This window comes from Streptomyces sp. NPDC029139 (genome assembly GCF_055564335.1).
Window position 1 is genome coordinate 17,126 of sequence record NZ_JBVHWN010000025.1, and the last position, 13,140, is coordinate 30,265.

Here is a 13,140-nt window from a genome sequence, read left to right on the forward strand (position 1 = left end):
CACTGCTCCGCCCGGGGGGCACACCGAGCGGACAGAAGGCGGCCCGGCTCCACACAACAGGGAGCCGGGCCTGTCACGTCCTGCGGTGCTCCGGTGTCACGCCGCTTCGACAGCGACCCGCGCATGTGCCACTGAGACGTACAACCGGGGAGGTCCCGTACGGGTCGCATCCTCGAGCGCGGCCTCGGACCATGCTTTCCCTAGCCGAAAGGCAAAAGTTGCGTTCCTTCAACCGCCCTCACCATGCGCCGAGTTCTTTGCGGATCACAACACTCCGGTCATAGTCTGCGCCGTAGCGTCCCGCCCCCACGCCCACCCACAGGAGGCCGCTATGCCGTCGCCCGTCACCGGAACGGACACGCTCGAAGCCACCACCGCTCAGCTCAAGGCGGAAGTACCGCACCTGGAAAGGCGGCGAGCGGCGCTGGAGAAGGACATCGCGGCAGTCACACTGCGCCTCGAATCGGTGCGCACGGCCCTCGCCGCCCTGCAGGCGCTCTCCGCCGCAGACTCCGCGGTGATCCCCGACGTCGAGGACGCGGCGCGGGTACCGGCGGCACGGCCGGCTGCTCAGGAAGAATCCGGGACGGCGGCGGCCGAGGTCTCGACGGGTGACCGTTCGCCTTCCCGCTCCGACGGCCTCACCGACCAGGTGGTCGCTGTGCTCGCCGGCAAGGCCGGTACACCTCTGCGGGCCAGGGAGGTTGCCGCGGTACTCGGCCGCGACGGCTCGGCCGGCGCCATCAACACCGTGCGCTCCACCCTCGACCGCCTGGTCGCGACGTCCCGCGCGCACCGGGCGGGTCGGGGTCTTTACCAGGCACCCACACCCTGAGGTCTCACCGGCACCTCGGTACGCAGCGTGCGGCGGTACGGCTCCGACGGACCTCGCTACGGTCGCGCGGTCGTCTCCGGACGGCCGTGCCAGTCGAGGCAGACCACCATCGCATCGTCCTCGGCATCAGTGGGGCCGCGATGTCCCGAGAGCTCCTGGAGCACCGCGCGGGGAACTTGTGACGGTGGGAGAAGACGGGTGTTGGCCATCGCGCGCATCAGGGCCCGCTCGCTGTAGCGCTCGCCCGCCGGGGACGCCGCGTCGTAGACGCCGTCGCTGACGAAGAGGAGCCGGTCCCCCGGTTCCACCTGGAAGCGCTGCGCGGTGTAGACGGTGTCCTCGAACATGCCGAGCGGGAGCTGCGCCTCCAGCTTCACCTGCTCGGCCTTGCCCTCCCTCAGACGCCACATCCGGGGCGAGCCGGCGTCGATGATCTCCGTTTCTCCGGTCGCCAGGTCGAAGCGCAGAAGCAGGACGGCGAGGTGGACGGCTCCCTGGTGCTGACCGTAGATGGCCTGGTCGGCCAGGCACGCCTGATCGGCGAGGGACAGGCCGGCGCGGCGGGCGTTGCGCAGTGCGGTGACCGCGAGGTTGGTGAGGAGCGCCGCATCGATGCCCTCTCCCATGCCGTTGGTCACGGTGAGAGTGAGGTGGTGGGCGGACGTGGACCAGTCGAAGTTGTCGCCATGGATCGCATAGGCGGGTTCGAGCTGCGCGCCGAGTTCGTACTCGGGGCGGGAGCAGGAGCGGCCGGGCAGCAACTGCCACTGCATCTCCGCGGCGAGCGTCAGGCGGTCGGCGCGGCGGGCCTGGAGGTAGACGTCGGTATCCCGCTCGGCGACCACGACGGCATGGCCGAGGACTTCGGCCACGTTCTCCAACTCCCGTGCGGTGGCGCGGTCGTAGGAGTCCGCCGGCAGCCTGACGGTGAGGATGCCGATGCGGTCCCCTCGTACGCTGATGGGAAGGTGCACGGTCACCAGGTCGGTCCGGCTGTCGGTCTCGACGTAGGGTTCCTGTGCCCCGAGGGCCCTGCCAGGGGCGCTGGTGTGGACAGGAATGGGCTCGGCGGTATAGGGGAGCGCGCTGACGGGTTGCAGTATGGTCATCGCGTAGTCGGCCATGAGCAGGTCGACGGAGTCAGCGGCGTAGTGGGCGGTGAGGGAGTCCTGGACCGCTTCCAGGAGGGCGTGCGGCGCGGCTCTTCGCAGTGCGCGTTCCACGACCATGAATCTGTCCACCGTTGGGTTCCCGCCTATCCGAGATGAATGAGGAAAATCTCTTATGCCTCAGCGACTGACAGAGCCATTGGGCGGTGTCACAGTTGAGGGCATGCATTCCGAAAGTTCCCCGTGCCGTGATCGGGATGCTGTGGCGCGGACAACCCGTGGGGTCATCGAACTGCTCGAGGTGCTCTGGAGTCAGGGCCGGGACCTGACACCGACCGCTCCTGTCTCCTCGTCACAGCTACGAGTGCTCTACGTCCTGGATCGCAACCGGGGAATCAACCTGCGCACCCTGGGCGAGGCACTCGGCTCGGCTCCCTCCTCGGTGAGCCGTATGTGCGATCGCCTGCACGCCCTGGGATTCATCAAGCGCTCTCTCAGCCCGGCCAGTCGACGTGAACTGGAGCTGCGTCTGTCGAGCCGAGGGGAGACCTACCTCAAGGCTGTGAGAGCCCGCCGCGAACTCGGGCTGGGAAGGGTTATCGCATCGATGCCGCCTGAGGACCGACTCGCGCTCGCCAAGGGCCTGAACAGCTTCGGTTCCGCCGTCGAGGCGACCGTCCTGAAGAACGAGAGGCGCGGCAGCAGTGCCGTGGAATCCGCCTGACGTTCTCCTCGGCACCCCCCCAGGCCGAGCGAGCGATGGCTCGAGGCGCCGCCACTCGGTGACCCGGAACTCTCCCTGTTCGGGTCGGCGACCGGTGGCCCTGCGCGGTGATGCCTGAAGGGCACGGTCGCGCGTCAGGCGGCCCGGTCCCGTTGTCCGCAGATCCAGGCGAGGGCCTCGTGCGCCCCCCGCAGGTACGCCTGGGTGCCTTCGGCGATCGCCGGGTCGCCCAACTGCACCAGGATCGCGTCCACTTCGGCGGTGAGCAACGGCAGGTCCGGGGTGCCACCGGCGTCCGCACCAGTGATGGGCGCGCGCTCCGTGCGGCTCGTCGCCCATTGGTACGCGGCAGCCGCGCCGGCACGGAACTGCGGCGTCTCCGAGGCGTGTTGCTCCACTTTGCCGAGGGCCAGGACGACGTCCGCGCAGGTCCGGACGCCGATGCGCGCCTCGCCTTCCGGCGCGGCCTTGATCTGGTCCTTGGTGCGGTCCACATGGACCGTGTGCGCGACCCGGTCGACGCGGGTCACCGCGCTCGCCGGAAGCAGCACCTCCTTGCCGAAGATCCACACCCCCGTGTCGACCACCAGGTAGGCGGCACCGACCTCGTCGGAGTGCTTGTCCACCGTCCCGATGTGGCCGTCGGTCGCCTCGACCCTCCATCCGGTCAGATCCGTGCCCGCCAGATGACCCGACGTCTCCGCGAAACTCCACGCGCTCTCGCTCATGTGAAATCCACTCCTCTTCCGCCACGATGGATGCCCGCATTCCCGGCGCTCTTGCGCGTCCGTAGTTCCATCGGCCCGTCGTCGCGTGGCTACCAGCGGTACCAGCGGCTGCCGCCGGCCCGCGACCGGGCGAAGAATCCGAGCAGCCAGAGGACCAGAGCGGCCAGTGCGACCCACCACAACGCCTCGACCACGAAACCGGCGCCGAAAAGAAGCAGAACAAGAAGAAGAACAATCAGCAGGGGAACCATGCATTACCTCCGGGACTCCGGATGCCCCGCAAAGCCGACCACACACCGAACTCGGCCGCGCCTTCTTCGAAGCAGGGCCGGACGCCGCGCTCCGGCTCCGCGCGCCCGGAAAGCGGAAAGGCTGTGGAGCCCGCCCACGGGCACACGGCCCGGTAACCGTAGGGGGCCAGGAGCCGACGGAAAACACAACGCCGATCGCGAGGGCCAGACATCCGGTGGGGACGGTGCGGTGCGAGAGAGCAGCGGTGAAGGAAAGCGCTCGGGGCAGGACCTGGGGCGCCGGCTTTCTTGCCGACCGACGCGAGCGCGCTAGGTTGGGCCGCATGAGCAACCTTGATCGTCAGGCCGTACCGAGCCTGTGCGGCGGCCGCGGCTTCGTCGTCGCGGAACCCGTGCGAGAGCTGCTGTCCCCTCGCCGCGTGCAACTCGGTGAGTCGACCGAAGTGCGCCGCCTGCTCCCGAATCTCGGCCGGCGCATGATCGCCGCTTGGGCATTTGTCGATCACTACGGTCCTGATGACATCGCGAACGAGCCTGGCATGCAGGTCCCGCCGCACCCGCACATGGGGCTCCAGACGGTGAGCTGGCTCCACGAGGGCGAGGTCCTGCACCGTGACAGCACCGGCAGCCTGCAGACGATCCGCCCGCGCGAGCTGGGCCTGATGACGTCGGGCCGGGCCATCTCCCACTCCGAGGAGAGCCCCAGGCCCCACGCCCGATTCCTCCACGGTGCCCAGCTGTGGGTGGCGCTGCCCGACAGCCACCGCCACGTAGAGCCGCACTTCGAGCACCACGCCCAGCTTCCCACCGTCACCGCACCGGGCCTCACGGCGACAGTGATCCTCGGCGACCTCGACGGCGCGGCATCGCCGGGCACCACCTACACCCCGCTCGTCGGCGCCGACCTCTCCCTCTCCGCCGGCGCCGACGTACGCCTGCCCCTGGTCCGCGACTTCGAGTACGGCGTGCTCTCGATGTCGGGCGAGGTGCACGTCGACGGCGTCCCGGTCCTGCCAGGCTCGCTGCTCTACCTCGGCTGCGGTCGCACCGAGCTGCCGTTGCGTGCCGCGTCCGACGCCGCGTTCATGCTGCTCGGCGGCGAGCCGTTCGAGGAGGAGCTGATCATGTGGTGGAACTTCGTCGGGCGCACTCAGGCGGAGATCGAGCAGGCCCGCGACGATTGGATGACCGGTTCCCGGTTCGGTGAGGTCAAGGGATACGACGGCGGCCCGCTCGCCGCGCCGGCGCTGCCCGCAACGCCGCTGAAGCCGCGCGGCCGGACCCGGTAGACCGACACGCCGACGCTCCCGCCCGCATGCCCGCGATCACTCATGACGCTCAACCTGTTCCTGTCCGGTGAGAACGTGCGCGTGTCTCCACAGGGAACAGTAGTGGAATATTCAACCACTATTCCGGTGTTGACGCCGGTGCCGCCCCACCGGGCGGCAGGGCAGGGACGCCACGAGGGAGTGCAAGTGAACGACACGTACTACGAGTTCGGAACGGCGGGCGAGCGCTGGGACCGCGCCCAGCTGTTCTTCGAGGCGAAGGAGTACCTGACGGCCGCCCGCATCCTGCGCGGGCTGGTCGCCGAGCACCCCGCGCAGACCGCCCAGCGCCTGCTGCTCGCCCGCGCGTACTACCACTCCGCGCAGCTGTCCCGCGCCGAGACCGAGCTGCGCGCCGTGCTCGACCGGGACCCGGTGGAGCACTACGCCCGGCTGATGCTCGGGCGCACCCTGGAGCGCCAGGGCCGGGCCGCCGAGGCCGCGCCGCACCTGCGCCTCGCGGCCGCGATGTCCGGGGAAACGACGGAGTGAGCCCGGAGGACCCGGGCGACGGGCCGGCTCGTCGGGGTCGCCCTCACGAGCCGGCCTGCGGCCGTCCGCAGCCTGCGCGAGCGGTGGGCGCGGTTCGGTAGGGACGCTCCGGGAGGTTCGAGTCGTGCGTACGGGACGAGCAGGACGCGACACGGGAGCGGGAAGCGCGTTGGCGCACCTGCTGCTCGTCGTGGTACTCGCTCTCGGTGTCTTCGCGATGCACTGGGCAAGCCCTTCGACCGGAAGTTCGCCGAGCTGATGATCGCGCACCACGAGGGCGCGGTCGAGATGGCCAGGACGGAGCTGAAGGACGGCCGCGACGCGAAGGCGAAGAAGCTCGCCGACGACGTGGTCCGGACGCAGTCCGCCGAGATCGCCGAACTGCGGAAGATCCTCGACCGGCTCTGACCGCCTGGCCCCCCTGACCGGCTCCGACCGCGCGCGTCTGTGGCGGCGCTCCTCCGGGAGGGCCGCCACGCGCCTCCGCCAGGGCTGGTCGTACGGATCAGCCGCGCGGGGCGGAGGTGTGCACGACCTCGCCGCCCACCACGACCGTCTCGGCCACCGTGCCCGGAATCCGTTCCGGGTCGACGCGCAGGATGTCCCGCGACAGGACGACGAAGTCGGCGAGCTTGCCGACGCTCAGCGATCCCCGCTCCGTCTCGAGGAAGTTGGCGTACGCCGAACCCATGGTGTAGCCCTCGATCGCGGTGGCGACGTCGATGGTCTCCTCCGGCGTCCAGGGCTCCCCGCCGCCGTGGAGCGGGCGGCGCGTGACCGCCGTGTAGATGCCGACCATGGGGTCCATCTCGGCGACGTTCCAGTCGCTGGACAGGGCGAGGACGGCTCCGGCCGCGTGCAGGCTGCGCAGGGGCCACGCCTTGTGCCAGCGGTCGCGGCCGATGTTCTCGGCCCAGTCCTTGCCCGGCCCCGCGATGTCGGGGGCGGCGTGCCGGGGCTGCATGCAGGCGACGACGCCGAGCGCGGCGAAGCGCGGGGTGTCGGCCGGGTCGAGGCATTCGACGTGGACGACCTGATGGCGGGCGTCACGCGGCCCGTTGGCGGCGCGGGCGTGGGCGACGGCGTCGAGGACCGTACGGATTCCCCGGTCGCCGGTGGCGTGCACGAAGCATTGGAAGCCGCGGGCGTCGAGTGCGGTGAGCAGTGCGGCGAACTCCTCCGGCGGATAGAACGTGTCGCCGCGGTGCCGGCCGCAGCCGGCGTACGGCTCCAGGAGGGCGGCCGTACGCGGTTCGACGACGTCGTCGATGTACAGCTTGAGGGGGCCGACCCGCAGCCGGTCGTCGTCGTACGTCGCCGCCGCGGCCGCGAACGCGTCGAGGTCCGCCTCGGTGGTGCCGCGCGGGTGGAAGAGGGCGGCGACGATCCGGGAGCGGAGCCGCCCCTCGGCGCGGGCGCGCTCGAACAGGGCGAGGTCGTCGAGGGAGTTCTGGGGCTCGACGACGGTGGTGACGCCGTAGCCGATGGCGTCGTCCAGGCTCTTCGCGAGCCGGCCGTACTGGCGGTCGGGCGCGGCCCACGGCACGCCGAGTTCGCGCAGGGCGCGGTGCCCGTCGCGGGAGAGGCCCTTGACGGCGAAGTCCTTGACGAAGCCGGTGGGTTCCCCGGACTCCGGGTCCGTCACCGCCGTACCGAAGGGGAGGTCGACGTGGTCGCGGTCGATGCCGAGCCGGCGCAGGGCCGCGGTGTTGAGCCAGGCCGTGTGCACGTCGTAGCTGAGGACGAGGGCGGGTGTGTCGTCGGTGCCGGGATCGAGATCGGCGGCGGTCGGCATCCGTCCGCCGGGGATCGCCGAGTAGTCGAAGGCCTCGGCCTCGATCCACGCGGTGCCGGGGTGGGCGGCGCGCCAGACGCGGATCCGCTCGTGGATCTCGTCGAGGGTGCGGGCGCCGGCGAGCTGGACGCAGGCGTCGTCGGAGCCGAGCCGTACGTGGTTGTGGGCGTCGATGAACCCGGGCAGGACGAGCCGGCCCTCCGCGTCGAGGATCCGGGTGTCCGGTCCGACCCAGGCGGACGCGTCGGCGTCCGCGCCCAGCCAGACGATCCGCCCGTCACGTACGGCGAGCGCCTGGGCCTCCGGCAGGGCGGGGTCGACGGTGTGGACGCGGGCCCGGGTGAGGACCAGGTCGGCGGGGGTGGTGCTGTGGTTCATGCGGGGCGGACTCCAGCTTCATTCAGTGGTGGTGCGGGTGCTGCGGTGGTGCGGTGGTGGCGGATGTCGTCGGCGTCACGGCCGGACGGGGGTGACGGTGCGGCGGACGAGGAGGACGTAGACGAGCGCGGAGACGACGGCGCCGAGGAGGGTGAGGTCGGCACCGCCGAGCGGGGCGACCAGCGGGCCGGTCCAGAGTTCGGAGTCGCAGGTGAGAGCGGCGAACGCCATGCCTGCGAGCAGCGCGACCGTGCCGGCCGGGTGCCAGCCCGAGCGGTACCAGTAGGCCCCCTGTTCCCCGCCGTGCAGGGCGTCGGAGTCGTAGGTGCAGCGGCGCAGGACCATGTCCGCGAGGAAGACGCCGCCCCAGGGGGCGAAGACGATGATCAGGAGGGAGAGGAAGGAGAGCAGGGAGGTGGTGAAGTCGGTGAGGAACAGCGCGCCGAGCGAGCCGAGGGCGGTGACGACTGCGCTGATCAGGATGGCTCGTGCGCGGCTCCACGGGATGCCGAGCACCTGGAGGTTCAGGCTGGAGGAGTAGAGCGTGATGATCGAGTTGGTGACCGATCCGCCGAGCACCAGGGCGAGGAAGAGCGGCTGGAACCAGCCGGGGAGCAGCCCCTCGGCACCGGCGACCGCGTCCGTCATGTCGGCCTGGGTCGCGGCGGCGACGCCGGCGACGCCCAGGGCGACGGAGGAGAGGAAACCGCCGAGTGCGCCGCTCCAGGTGAGGGCCTTGAGCGAGGTGGTGCGGGGCAGGTAGCGGGTGTAGTCGGCGGGCATCGGGAGGTACGAGAAGGGGCCCGCGAGCATGACGACGAAGGCGAGGCTCCAGCCGGCGGCGCCGGGGCCGGCGGCCGGTGCGGACGTGTCGGCGCCTGGGAGGACGAAGACCAGCAGGGCGGCGAAGCCGAGCGCGAGGACGTAGGCCATCCAGCGTTCGGCGAACTGGACGGTCGCGTGGCCCCACAGGGCGATGGCGAAAGTCATCGTGAGGGTGACCAGGAGGGCGAGGGCGCGCGAGGTGTGGCCGCCCGCCCAGCCGAGGTCGGCGAAGAGGGCGTCGAGCGCGAGGGTGCCGACGACCGTGTTGACGATCGTGTAACCGATGCTGACGACCCAGTTGAGCAGTCCGGCGGGCCAGTTGCCGCGGACGCCGAACGCCGCGCGGGAGATGACGAGGGTGGCGGTGCCGGTGCGGACGCCGGAGAGTCCTGCGGCGCCGATGGCGAAGAAGGAGAGGCCGCCGATGACGACGACCGCGGTGGCCTGCCAGAAGGAGAGGCCGAAGGCGACGGCGAGGGCGCCGTTGATCACGTAGGTGAAGGTGAGGTTGGAGCCGAACCAGAGCCAGAAGACGTCCTTGGCGCTGCCGTGGCGTTCGGCGTCCGGGATGGGGTCGATGCCGTGGCCCTCGACCTGGAAGACCTCGTCGCGGCCGGTGTCCGCGACTCTCTCCTCGTGCAGCATGCGCGCTCCCCAGACTTTGAATGACGTTCTAGAAGTTAGAACGGCATTCAAGATGTGGGAGCGGGGTACACCGCGTCAAGACCTCGGCGGCCTGCGGTTAAAGTCGTGACCATCGGGTGAGGGGCGACGGAGGCGGAGCGGGTGGCAGGCGCAGCGCGACGGCGCGACGGGCACATCGCCCAGGAGCGGATGCTCGAAGAGGCCATGGCGGCCATCGCCGAGGGCGGGCTGGCGTCGCTGACCATGTCGGCACTTGCCGAACGTCTGGGTACGAGCGGCGGCCACATCCTCTACTACTTCGGCAGCAAGGACCTGCTGCTGCTCGCCGCACTGCGCTGGAGCGAAGCGGCGCTCGCCGAGGAGCGCCGGGCGCTGCTGGCGCGGCGGCTGACAGCGGAGCGCAAGCTGGATCTCTTTCTCCGGCTCTACCTCCCGCATGGCCCGCGCGATCCGCGCTGGACGCTCTGGATCGAGCTCTGGGCCCGCATCCCGGCGAACGACGCGCTGCGCGAGGCGCAGCGGGAGCTGGACCGCGGCTGGCAGGCGGACCTGGAGGCGCTGCTCGCCAAGGGCGTGGCCCAGTCCCGTTTCGCCCCGATGGAGGCGGCGGACATCACCGACCGCGCCTCCGAACTCCTCGCGCTTCTCGACGGTCTCAGCACCCGCGTGGTGCTGGGTCAGGAGTCGGGGCGGGACGCGCGCCCGGCCATCGAGGCGGCACGGGCGGCCGCGGACCGACTGATCCCGAAGGCGCGCTGATACCGCAGGCGGGTCGGTCCCGAAGGCGGGTCCGGAGGAACGGCCGGGCTCGAAGGCGGGTTTGCGGAACAGCCGGGCCTGAAGGCGGGCCGATCCCGAAGGCGGGTCGGGAGGAACAGGCGTGTCCGGTGGAACGGCCGGGCCCGAAGGCGGGCTGACGTCAGGGTTCGGCCGGTCTCAGGGGCGGCCCCCGGGCGGCCGCCCGGGGCGATGCCGACGTTCAGGCGGCCGGCGGGTCCTTCCACGGCAGCGGCTCGACGGTGGCGAACGGCCAGTCCGGGGCGTCGGGGTGACGGCGGGACTGCTCGGCGTACCAGCGGATCTGCTCGGTGTGGAGCGCCGGGCGCGAGAGCCGGGCGATCGACGCGTACGAGTCCCCGATCACGTGAGCGAGCTCCAGTGTGGCCGCGGCGTCGGACGCGGGGTCACCGGGGCGGTCGTGCGGGATCCCGTACCAGGCGGTGACGGCCCGCAGGGAGCGGCGGCCGGGGCGGTAGCGGTCGGCGTGGCGGTCCAGGACGAGGGGGTCGCAGACCGGGGCCACACCGTGCGGGAGCCGGTCGGTCAGCGGAGCCACGCCATGACGCAGCAGTTCGGCGTGGAGTGTGGTGAGGACGTGAGGGGCGAACCAGACGGCCAGGATCTCGTTCGACGCCAAGTGGTCGGCGAGCAGCGTCGCCAGCTCCTCCAGGGCGCGCTCGGCGGGAGCCCCCTCCGCCCGGGCGCGCTCGACGGTGATGCCCGTAGCCACACCGGACACGGAGGAAGGGATATTGGATCCAGGATCCACGATCCAATATCTCTTCGTGCCGTCGTCGGCCCGGATCGCGGCGGCCAGGATCCGGTCGACGGCCGGCCGGGTGCCGGTGGTCGCGATGTCCAAGGCCATGAGAGGCCGCCGGTGCCAGCCCGGAAGAGCCTGCCGGGTCGGCGGCGCGGGTTCCGGTGCCTCCCCCGGGTGGAAGACCCGCCAGCCACCGGTCGGGCCGTGCCGAAGCACCCCGGTCCCGGCCGGAACGACCGTTCCGCAGGCCGCGCAGGGCCCGTCGTAGTCGTTGGTCAGGTCCGGGGCCCCGGTGTTCATGACGTCCCCGCACCGTCCCGGTACGCCTCGAGGAGCCGCAGCCATGCCTCGCTCAGCGTCGGATAGGCGGGGACGGCGTGCCAGAGCCGCTCGATCGGCACCTCTCCGGCGACGGCGACGGTGGCCGAGTGGAGCAGTTCGCCGATGCCGGGGCCCACGAAGGTGACGCCGAGGACGGTCTCCCGGTCCAGGTCGACGACCATCCGGGCGTGACCGCGGTATCCGTCGGCGTACAGGCCGGCGCCCGCCACGCCCGAGAGGTCCAGGTCGACGGCGCGGACGCGGTGTCCGGCGCGTTCGGCCTCGGCGAGGGAGAGGCCGACCGACGCGCCCTCGGGGTCGGTGAACACCACCTGGGGCACGGCCGCGTGGTCGGCGGTGGCCGTGTGCGCGCCCCAGCGGTCGCTCTCCCGGAGGGGCGCGCCGGCCGCGCGGGCGGCGATGGCGGCCCCGGCGATCCGGGCCTGGTACTTGCCCTGATGGGTCATCAAGGCCCGGTGGTTGACGTCCCCGACGGCGTACAGCCAGTCGCTTCCCGTGACACGGAGGCTGTCGTCCACGGAGAGCCACGAACCGGGTTCCAGGCCGACGGTCTCCAGTCCGATGTCGTCGGTGCGCGGGGCACGGCCGGTGGCGAAGAGGACCTCGTCGCCCTCGATCTGGTCGCCGCCCTCCAGGACCACGGTGACCGGCCCGGTGCCCCCGTCGCGCACGACCGCGGTCACGTCGACGCCCGTACGGATGTCCGCGCCGCGCTCGGTGAGGGCGTCGGCGACGTGTTCACCGACGAACGGCTCCATCCGGGAGAGCAGCCCCTTGCCCCGTACCAGCACCGTCACATGGGAGCCGAGGGCCTGCCAGGCGGTCGCCATCTCCGCGGCGACCACTCCCCCGCCGACCACGATCAGCCGGCCGGGGACGTGGTGGGAGCTGGTCGCCTCCCGGCTGGTCCAGGGCCTGGCCCCGGTGAGGCCCGGCAGCTCGGGCAGCGCGGCGCGACTGCCGGTGCAGACGGCGACGGCGTGCCGTGCGGTGAGGAGGTGCCGGTCGCCCTCGGGGCCTTCGACGTCGACCTTGCGGGCGCCGTGGAGCCGGCCGTGGCCGCGGTAGAGCCGGGCGCCGGTGGAGTCGAGCCAGCGGACGGCGCCGTCGTCCTTCCAGTCCGAGACGTAGTAGTCCCGATGGGCGAGCACCGCCGCCGCGTCCAGCGGCCCCTGGACCAGTTGGCGCAGCCCCGGCACCTTGCCGGCGTCGGAGCGGGCGATGGCCGGGCGCAGCAGCGTCTTGCTGGGCATGCACGCCCAGTACGAGCACTCGCCGCCGACCAGTTCGCTCTCCACCACCGCCACGCTCAGCCCGGCCGCCCGGGCCCTGTCCACCACGTTCTCGCCGACCGGCCCCGCTCCCAGGACCACCACGTCGTACTCGTGTTCCGCCACTCGCGTCATGGGCCCAGTCTGGTGGCAGGTGTGCGCGACGGCCACAGGGGCAGGCAAGGCCGTGCGGCCCCGGAACGGCGTGGAATAGCGCGGCTCGATCCGCCGTTGTGCGGGGCGAGTCCCCAGGGGACCGTGAGGAAACCGCCAGGAGACCGGAGAGGTAAGAAAAGCATGAGCACTGTTGAGCTCACCAAGGACAACTTCGATCAGATCGTGAGCGACAACGAATTCGTCCTGATCGACTTCTGGGCTTCCTGGTGCGGTCCGTGCCGCCAGTTCGCGCCGGTCTTCGAGGCGGCTTCCGAGCGCCACGAGGACCTGGTGTTCGCGAAGGTCGACACCGAGGCGCAGCAGGAGCTGGCCGCCGCGTTCGAGATCCGCTCGATCCCGACGCTGATGATCGTGCGCGACAACGTGGCCGTGTTCGCGCAGCCCGGGGCGCTGCCCGAGGCGGCGCTGGAGGACGTGATCGGCCAGGCGCGCAAGCTCGACATGGACGAGGTGCGCAAGTCCATCGAGAGCGCCAAGCAGTAAGGCGGAGCAGCAGTACGGAGGGGGGGGGGGGGGGGAGAAAACCCCCCCCCCCCCCCCCCCCCCCCCCCCCCCCCCCCCACGACCCCAAACCCCCCCCCCCCCCCCCCCCCCCCTCCCCCCCCCCCCCCTCCCCCCCCCCCCTCCCCCCCCCCCCCACCCCTCCCCCCCCCCCCCCCCCCCCCCCCCCCCCCGCCCCTCCCCCACCCCCCCCCCA

General features: G+C 71.7%; 13 protein-coding genes and 1 pseudogene. 7 read left to right on the forward strand and 7 right to left on the reverse strand.

Annotated features, from left to right (window positions below; genetic code table 11):
• Window positions 1-331 precede the first annotated feature (331 nt).
• Window positions 332-835, forward strand: coding sequence for a hypothetical protein (locus tag ACZ4VW_RS31780; RefSeq protein WP_467968484.1), 504 nt, complete (start codon window positions 332-334; stop codon window positions 833-835).
• 56 nt (window positions 836-891) lie between these two features.
• Here the strand turns inward: ACZ4VW_RS31780 and ACZ4VW_RS31785 are convergent, their stop codons facing one another.
• Window positions 892-2,064 (reverse strand): PP2C family protein-serine/threonine phosphatase, encoded by a 1,173-nt coding sequence (locus ACZ4VW_RS31785; protein ID WP_467968505.1) that lies wholly within the window; start codon window positions 2,062-2,064, stop codon window positions 892-894.
• Between the two features lie 103 nt (window positions 2,065-2,167).
• Here ACZ4VW_RS31785 and ACZ4VW_RS31790 point away from each other — a divergent pair, with 103 nt between their 5' ends.
• Window positions 2,168-2,668, forward strand: coding sequence for a MarR family winged helix-turn-helix transcriptional regulator (locus ACZ4VW_RS31790; protein ID WP_467968486.1), 501 nt, complete (start codon window positions 2,168-2,170; stop codon window positions 2,666-2,668).
• 455 nt (window positions 2,669-3,123) lie between these two features.
• Here ACZ4VW_RS31790 and ACZ4VW_RS31795 read toward each other — a convergent pair.
• Window positions 3,124-3,396: pseudogene (locus ACZ4VW_RS31795) on the reverse strand (PRC-barrel domain-containing protein); the annotation flags it as partial.
• 89 nt (window positions 3,397-3,485) lie between these two features.
• The gene (locus ACZ4VW_RS31800; RefSeq protein WP_467968488.1) at window positions 3,486-3,647 is read right to left on the reverse strand and encodes a hydrophobic protein; all 162 of its coding nucleotides are present in this window, start codon (window positions 3,645-3,647) and stop codon (window positions 3,486-3,488) included.
• 323 nt (window positions 3,648-3,970) lie between these two features.
• Between ACZ4VW_RS31800 and ACZ4VW_RS31805 the strand changes: the two genes are divergently transcribed.
• From ACZ4VW_RS31805 to ACZ4VW_RS31815, 3 genes are all read left to right on the forward strand, one after another.
• Window positions 3,971-4,936 (forward strand): pirin family protein, encoded by a 966-nt coding sequence (locus ACZ4VW_RS31805; RefSeq protein WP_467968490.1) that lies wholly within the window; start codon window positions 3,971-3,973, stop codon window positions 4,934-4,936.
• A gap of 186 nt (window positions 4,937-5,122) precedes the next feature.
• Complete coding sequence (locus ACZ4VW_RS31810) at window positions 5,123-5,467, forward strand: tetratricopeptide repeat protein (RefSeq protein WP_467968492.1); 345 nt, start codon at window positions 5,123-5,125, stop codon at window positions 5,465-5,467.
• Between the two features lie 72 nt (window positions 5,468-5,539).
• Complete coding sequence (locus ACZ4VW_RS31815) at window positions 5,540-5,875, forward strand: DUF305 domain-containing protein (protein ID WP_467968507.1); 336 nt, start codon at window positions 5,540-5,542, stop codon at window positions 5,873-5,875.
• Between the two features lie 97 nt (window positions 5,876-5,972).
• Here the strand turns inward: ACZ4VW_RS31815 and ACZ4VW_RS31820 are convergent, their stop codons facing one another.
• Together ACZ4VW_RS31820 and ACZ4VW_RS31825 are read right to left on the reverse strand one after the other, a co-directional pair.
• The gene (locus ACZ4VW_RS31820) at window positions 5,973-7,640 is read right to left on the reverse strand and encodes an amidohydrolase (protein ID WP_467968493.1); all 1,668 of its coding nucleotides are present in this window, start codon (window positions 7,638-7,640) and stop codon (window positions 5,973-5,975) included.
• Between the two features lie 75 nt (window positions 7,641-7,715).
• Window positions 7,716-9,110: a purine-cytosine permease family protein gene (locus ACZ4VW_RS31825; protein ID WP_467968495.1), complete on the reverse strand. Its 1,395-nt coding sequence runs from the start codon at window positions 9,108-9,110 to the stop codon at window positions 7,716-7,718.
• A gap of 141 nt (window positions 9,111-9,251) precedes the next feature.
• On the opposite strand from ACZ4VW_RS31825, the gene ACZ4VW_RS31830 reads away from it, so the two are divergent.
• Window positions 9,252-9,869 (forward strand): TetR/AcrR family transcriptional regulator, encoded by a 618-nt coding sequence (locus tag ACZ4VW_RS31830; protein ID WP_467968497.1) that lies wholly within the window; start codon window positions 9,252-9,254, stop codon window positions 9,867-9,869.
• 220 nt (window positions 9,870-10,089) lie between these two features.
• Here the strand turns inward: ACZ4VW_RS31830 and ACZ4VW_RS31835 are convergent, their stop codons facing one another.
• Window positions 10,090-10,953, reverse strand: coding sequence for a 3'-5' exonuclease family protein (locus ACZ4VW_RS31835; protein ID WP_467968499.1), 864 nt, complete (start codon window positions 10,951-10,953; stop codon window positions 10,090-10,092).
• A complete protein-coding gene (locus ACZ4VW_RS31840) occupies window positions 10,950-12,401 on the reverse strand; it encodes a dihydrolipoyl dehydrogenase family protein (RefSeq protein WP_467968501.1) in 1,452 nt (483 codons plus the stop codon). Before ACZ4VW_RS31840 ends, ACZ4VW_RS31835 begins: the two co-directional genes overlap by 4 nt.
• 162 nt (window positions 12,402-12,563) lie before the next feature.
• Between ACZ4VW_RS31840 and trxA the strand changes: the two genes are divergently transcribed.
• Entirely contained in the window at window positions 12,564-12,926 is a 363-nt protein-coding gene (gene trxA / locus ACZ4VW_RS31845; protein WP_467968503.1) for a thioredoxin, read from the forward strand.
• The last annotated feature ends 214 nt before the right edge of the window (window positions 12,927-13,140 follow it).